Origin of the sequence: Oribacterium sp. P6A1, assembly GCF_000702885.1 — a bacterium.
Lineage (GTDB): Bacteria > Bacillota > Clostridia > Lachnospirales > Lachnospiraceae > Oribacterium.
Genome location: NZ_JNKO01000057.1, coordinates 1 through 5,878, shown reverse-complemented (window position 1 = coordinate 5,878; position 5,878 = coordinate 1). Strand labels below are relative to the sequence as shown.

Here is a 5,878-nt window from a genome sequence, read left to right as displayed (position 1 = left end):
CCTTAAGTTTGGTTTGGTCACCTTAACTTTATCAAAGGATCATGGACGTTCTCTTTTCTTTTTTCTTAAACCTACAAAAACTTTACGCTAGCATCCCACCGACCGACGTGAAAATAGAAAGCAATATAGAGCTGAAACTAAGATCAAAGTTCTGTGGTATTAATCTTTATACTTTTTATCTTTTTATATACGTTTGTAATAAATGCCGGAAAAGCCGTCAGGAAATGTATAGAGAGCATACTGAACCAGGAGTACAAGGACTTTGAACTTCTTCTCATGGATGACGGAAGTAAGGATTCAAGTCCTTCAATCATAGATGAATATGCAGAAAAAGATGGCAGAGTGAAAGCTATCCATAAGAAAAATTCCGGAGTTTCCGATACAAGAAATCAGGCCATAGATATGGCAGAAGGTACTTACATCCAGTTTCTTGATGCAGATGACTGGATAACTCCTGATGCCACAAAACTTCTGGTCCGTGCTATAGAGGATGCAGAAGCGGACATGGTCATCGCGGATTTCTACCGCGTTGTTGGAGAACATCTTTCGAAAAAAGGAGACATTGACACCGACCGGATTCTGACAAGAAAAGATTATGCGGATTATATGCTATCTAACCCCGCGGATTACTACTATGGCGTCATTTGGAATAAGTTTTACAAGAAAGAACTCCTGGACCGCTACAAGCTCAGAATGGATGCTGAGCTTAGCTATTGTGAGGATTTTATTTTTAATATGGAATATCTGCTTCATGCAGAACATATCGCAGTGGTTAAATCACCGATCTACTATTATGTGAAAACTGAGGGATCATTGGTCTCACAAAATATGAACCTGACGAAGATCATCAACATGAAAATGAATGTGTTACAGTACTATGACAGGTTCTACAGAAATGTATTTGATGAAGATGAGTACGATCTTAGAAGAGCTGAAATTGCCGGCTTCCTGGTGGATTTTGCAAAGGATGACTTTGTTATCCCCGGGACTCCTGTTTCAAAAAAACTTGGCACAGAAACGGTATCAGTTCAATATCATCCAGATGAACGCGCCACTGTTTTTTCCGACAACTATTACAAGGATAAGCTTATTGAGTACTATCTTAATCCCATTTCTTCACAGAATGATCTAAAGTTTGAGGATGTGCGGATACTGCTTTACATGCACCTGACAGGAAGCCCAGTGACTGAAAAGATGGTAATGGATTACACCAGACTACCGATTGTTACGGTTGTTGCATCCCTTCAAAAAATGAAATCAAGACATTTCATAAAAAGCATTCGTCCTACCCAGGATGATGCCAATGCCTCCTTCTCGGAAAGATACCGCGCCTACTATGTTTTAGATGACGCGAAACGCATAGAAGATCAGCTTGATGAAGCCTTAAGGGATTATGACGCCCTTAGATATCAGGGACTTTCCGAAAAAGAGATAGCCACACTAAAAGACCTGGAAAAAAGAACTGTTGAAAATATCAAAAACTTTCTCAGGGCAAACGGGTGAGATTGCTGATCCCAGCAAAAACGGGAGCACTATATCTATAAGTATTTTGCTCCCATAACTGCAATTATTATGATCTGCAAGATCATTATGACAGGGATACCGTATCTGAAATACCAGTGTCTGGTTTTATGATGAAAGAAGTGCATTCCCAAAAAAGCTCCTATGCTGCCTCCGATCACCGCTACCAGAATAAGGTCTTTCTCTTTTATCCGCCATTTTCCTTTTCGTGCTTTTTCTTTATCAATACCATACATCAGAAATGCTACTGCATTGATAACTATCAAGTATATATACTTCATAATTTCATCCTCAGGATTCTGATGTATGATTCTCTCTTGAGATTTCTTCCCTCATCATAGCAGACTTTCCAACCGCATCCTTTTTTGAATTCCATAATCCTCCTCCCAGTAAGTATGGAAATACAGGTGCCCTATTTGATAATGCTAATGATAACACAAATTCACTTTCATATCATAATTTGCTTCGGCCTGATAGTAACTGCCAATTGTTGTCGGAGCATTAAAGAGAGCCGATAAGAGATAACTCTTTATATTCCTTATCTTGGTTGTACTCTGCTTCATGCACTCTAGAACATACTCAATATGGCTGCTGTTCAGTTTAAGAAATTTCGATCTCACAAGTTCTCCTGGATACTTATTCTTTGATATCCAGATGATGTCGTTCTTGTTGATTACAGTTTCAATTATAAGGTCATAAATCCCGTCAATAACCTCTGCATAATGTGGGTAGCGGATTTTCATCAACGATAGTTCCAGGTTCTCCCGGATTCTTTCTGCATATGCTAAATACTCAGCATTCAATGTCTGATCTATCTGATCGATATGATATTTATTTAAATCAGTATTATTTATATTATTATAATTAGCATTGGTTTTTCCCATGTCTGGACTTGGGTTTTTCAAAGGTCTAGACATTGATTTTTCCAAAGTCTTGACATTGGTTTTTCCCATGTCTGAAACCTTATCGTTATTAGACTTATTTTCATCTTCTTTAGACATTGTTTTTTCAAAGGTCTGACATATATTTTCTTCCTGCACAAAATTCTTTAAATATATGATTGTCGGCTTTCCTTGTCCCTGCTTCTTACGTTCGATAAGTTGAAATTGCTCAAGATCTTTAAACAGTGCACCAATCTTATTTTCTTTACAGTTCAGCATTTCCATTGCATCCTGCTGTGAAAAGTATATATATGCCCTGTTTTCAGCATCAAACCACTTATTTTTCAGTGATAATGACATTCTATCAAGCATTAGTCCATAAAGGACCTTAGCTTCAACACAAAGCTGCTTGAAATAATCATTGGTAAATAGAAGCTTAGGTATTCTGTAAAAGCTAAGCATGTCAGATTCTTGACCTTTGAAATAGTCAAATATGATTCTTTCGCTCAACTTCTTTTCCTCCCTTGTATAGCGTTCTGTATCTCTCTATGCGGTTCAGTGGTGCAATTTCTGCACTACCCAACAGATCTAAGTATTCTTCTATTGAAATTTTTTACATAGATTTTGCTTGGTTTCCCTTTAACCTGGTGCTTACAAATAAGGCCAATTTTTTCCAGTTCCTTCATACAATCAATAATTGTATGTTTAGAAAAATTTATATCCTCTTCCAGCTGACTTAATGGGTATACAATATATACTCTGTTTTCTTCGTCTAACCAGTTATTTTTCGATGCCTCGTTCATCCTGTCCAGCAAGACTGCATATAACATCTTTGCTGATACTGATAGATCTGAAAATGTCTTTCCGGTCAATAATTCTTTCGGGATAACTACAGATGCAAACTGTCCTGCATTTGTTCCATAAAAGTAATCCATCATTTTTTAACTCCCTCTCCCTGATTCTTTTTCCACTGTTCCAGTAAACCTATAATCACCCTTTCTATTTCTGCGCTTGAATAGAAAGTCGGAAAATACTTATTAAGTTTTCTCTCAGAAAATGTAATCTTTTTTCTAACCTGTGGTATTGCTCTTCCTTTGATCAATATGTCTATCAATTTATCTTGTGTTAATGAATCATCATCTCTATACGCTCTCAAATCCATAAGCTGTTCTTGTTTTATCATTCCATTTTCACAGATATACTCCAAAATCCATTTCTGATAATTATTATTTAGATATGAAATCTCCTGGCCAACATTGAGCGCCAAACGACCTGCATCGACTAATTCAAGCAATTGAGGAATCAGGAAGGTAAGTCTTATATATCTATGAACCTGAGATTTTTTAATCCCCATTGTCTCACCCACAACTTCTGCCGAAGTTAACTTTGTCCACTCAGTGGACAAAGTTAAATCCGATCGACTTCCCCTATGATTCATGGCATCCATTTTCATTTTCAAAGAAAATGCTCTTTCACTTGGAAGAATCTCTTCCCTCTGCATGTTTGAATCTACCATTGCGATAGTTGCATCATCATTAGTCATTTCTTTTATGATAGCCGGAATCTTTCTAAGACCAACTCTTTTAGCAGCATGCAGTCGTCTATGTCCGGAAATCATTTCATAGGTTCCCTGGTCATCCGGTCTTACTAATACAGGCGTCAAAACACCATTTTCTTGTATACTCTCTACCAGTTCCTCCATACTTTCATCATCAACTACTTTGAAAGGATGGTTTTCAAATGGATAGATACTCAGGACATCTAAATCAACAGTACCTTCAGTACTTGGAGCGCCTAATAATTCATCCACACTGGTAAGCTTTATCTTTTTTCCGACTCTACACGGCATGACTCATTACCTCCTTTATCAATTCGGTATATGCAAATGCTGCTTTTCCTTTCGGATCATAAACATACAAACTACTTCCGGTTGCACTGATCTCTGCAACTCTTACTGAAAGTGGTATTTCGATAGGAAATACATTTACGCTCGAAGAATAAACATCATAGATTTGGGAAGTTATATCCTTTGCATAATTTGTCCTATGGTCAACCATTGTGATCAGAATCCCTTCTATCGTTAAATTTGGATTCAATTGACGTTTTATTCTTCCGATAGTTTTAATTAACTGTTGGAGGCCTTTCACAGGGAGGTAAGCAGCTTGTACCGGGATAAGAACTGAATCAGCACAGGCAAGTGCATTTATAGTCATCATTCCTAAGGATGGCATACAATCTATTATTATGTAGTCATAGTACGCTCTGGCCTTATTGACATATTCTCTTAATATTGTTTCCCTGCTTATAACTCCCGTAAGTGTTATTTCCAAACTTGATAATTCGATGTTCCCTGGCAGTATATCTACACCTTCTGCATGATGTATCAAACCATGACGAACATCTACAGATTCATCGTTAATAATATTGATCATTGCCGTTGCTAAGGAGTACTCAAGACTGTCCGGCTCATCACACCCCAAACTAATTGTCAAAGAACCCTGAGGATCTGCATCTATAAGCAAAACTTTTTTATCGTTTCCAGCAAGGCCTATACCTAAATTCACACAGGTCACGGTTTTTCCGACTCCGCCTTTTTGATTTGCCACCGCAATTACTTTACACATAGTTAACATCCCCTCTCATCAAAGGACTCTATAAAAGCATCCAGAATCTCAGTATTTACCAATACAATTCGTTTTACTTTTCTAATAGCATTTGCATCTTTGGCCAATTCCTGGAATGTATGCTTTCCCATGGAATACAGCTCTGCACCCTCTGCATACCTTACATATTTCTTTTTCCCCGATTTAACTAATTCCTTAATATCATTAGTCGTAGTTCTGTTTTTTGGCATTTCTTGCTTCTCCTTTCTTTTGTCTTCTTCTGAATAGTATTCTTCCAAATATTTATCTAGTTTTTCCTGATCCACTAACGCTGTCTTACGTAATTTGATATTTGCTTTAGCTTCCTTGGCTATTTTTACAAATGTCCAATAAGGCATGCTGTACTGTCTGGCTCCATCCTGATAAGTGATGTAACGACACTTTTTTTTACCTAAGTATTTGTCTAAATCTGGCGGTGATTTCATGATTTCTTCTATCCCTCCTGTGATTGTTTTATGTGCTGTTACAAATTCGATTAATATGTCCACTCACCTCATTTCTATTTCTGAAAGAAATATGCGGACAAAAAAAGCCCCGTATTTTCCATCGTTAGAAAATACGGGGCTATACCCATCTCTATGTGAACCGACTGTTCCGAAACGCATTTTTGAAGAAATTACATCAAAAATACCTATCGCTTAACTGTCCATAGAGTAAATCTTTTATTGTTAGTTTAGTCCATACATGTCCAAGGAAATCCATCTTTATCCAAGGAAACTGAAGTATATCTGTGTTCTATTTGGTCTTCTTTGGACCGCTATGGATTAATAGTCATCCATATAAATCCGTACATTAATTGAGCGTTTTCATCGT

Annotated in this window: 7 protein-coding genes and 1 pseudogene; 1 reads left to right on the top strand and 7 read right to left on the bottom strand. The window is 37.2% G+C overall.

Annotated features, from left to right (window positions below; all coding sequences use genetic code 11):
* Positions 1-153 precede the first annotated feature (153 nt).
* Positions 154-1,503, top strand: coding sequence for a glycosyltransferase family 2 protein (locus T515_RS15565; protein ID WP_051671812.1), 1,350 nt, complete (start codon positions 154-156; stop codon positions 1,501-1,503).
* A gap of 35 nt (positions 1,504-1,538) precedes the next feature.
* Here T515_RS15565 and T515_RS15560 read toward each other — a convergent pair whose 3' ends face one another.
* The 7 genes and pseudogenes from T515_RS15560 to T515_RS18240 form a co-directional block, all read right to left on the bottom strand.
* On the bottom strand, positions 1,539-1,802 hold the full coding sequence (locus T515_RS15560; protein WP_036613237.1) for a DUF1294 domain-containing protein: 264 nt from the start codon (positions 1,800-1,802) through the stop codon (positions 1,539-1,541).
* A gap of 144 nt (positions 1,803-1,946) precedes the next feature.
* Positions 1,947-2,912, bottom strand: a complete 966-nt coding sequence (locus T515_RS15555; protein WP_036613235.1) for a DUF6017 domain-containing protein — start codon at positions 2,910-2,912, stop codon at positions 1,947-1,949.
* A 65-nt stretch (positions 2,913-2,977) separates the two neighbouring features.
* Positions 2,978-3,340, bottom strand: coding sequence for a replication initiator protein A (locus T515_RS15550; RefSeq protein ID WP_036613232.1), 363 nt, complete (start codon positions 3,338-3,340; stop codon positions 2,978-2,980).
* Positions 3,337-4,251 carry a ParB/RepB/Spo0J family partition protein gene (locus tag T515_RS15545; RefSeq protein ID WP_036613229.1) on the bottom strand — a complete coding sequence of 305 codons (915 nt, stop codon included), beginning with the start codon at positions 4,249-4,251 and terminating at the stop codon, positions 3,337-3,339. Before T515_RS15545 ends, T515_RS15550 begins: the two co-directional genes overlap by 4 nt.
* Entirely contained in the window at positions 4,241-5,026 is a 786-nt protein-coding gene (locus T515_RS15540) for a ParA family protein (protein WP_036613226.1), read from the bottom strand. The genes T515_RS15545 and T515_RS15540 overlap by 11 nt, the downstream gene beginning before the upstream one ends.
* A gap of 2 nt (positions 5,027-5,028) precedes the next feature.
* Positions 5,029-5,256, bottom strand: a complete 228-nt coding sequence (locus tag T515_RS15535; protein ID WP_036613243.1) for a DUF6462 family protein — start codon at positions 5,254-5,256, stop codon at positions 5,029-5,031.
* 51 nt (positions 5,257-5,307) lie between these two features.
* Positions 5,308-5,490 (bottom strand): annotated as a pseudogene (locus T515_RS18240) (DUF6462 family protein); the annotation flags it as partial.
* Positions 5,491-5,878 lie beyond the last annotated feature (388 nt).

Coding starts and splice junctions, on each gene's coding strand:
- T515_RS15560 (WP_036613237.1), bottom strand. CDS start 1,802: ATGAAGTATATATACTTGATAGTTATCAATGCAGTAGCATTTCTGATG.
- T515_RS15550 (WP_036613232.1), bottom strand. CDS start 3,340: ATGATGGATTACTTTTATGGAACAAATGCAGGACAGTTTGCATCTGTA.
- T515_RS15545 (WP_036613229.1), bottom strand. CDS start 4,251: ATGCCGTGTAGAGTCGGAAAAAAGATAAAGCTTACCAGTGTGGATGAA.
- T515_RS15540 (WP_036613226.1), bottom strand. CDS start 5,026: ATGTGTAAAGTAATTGCGGTGGCAAATCAAAAAGGCGGAGTCGGAAAA.
- T515_RS15535 (WP_036613243.1), bottom strand. CDS start 5,256: ATGCCAAAAAACAGAACTACGACTAATGATATTAAGGAATTAGTTAAA.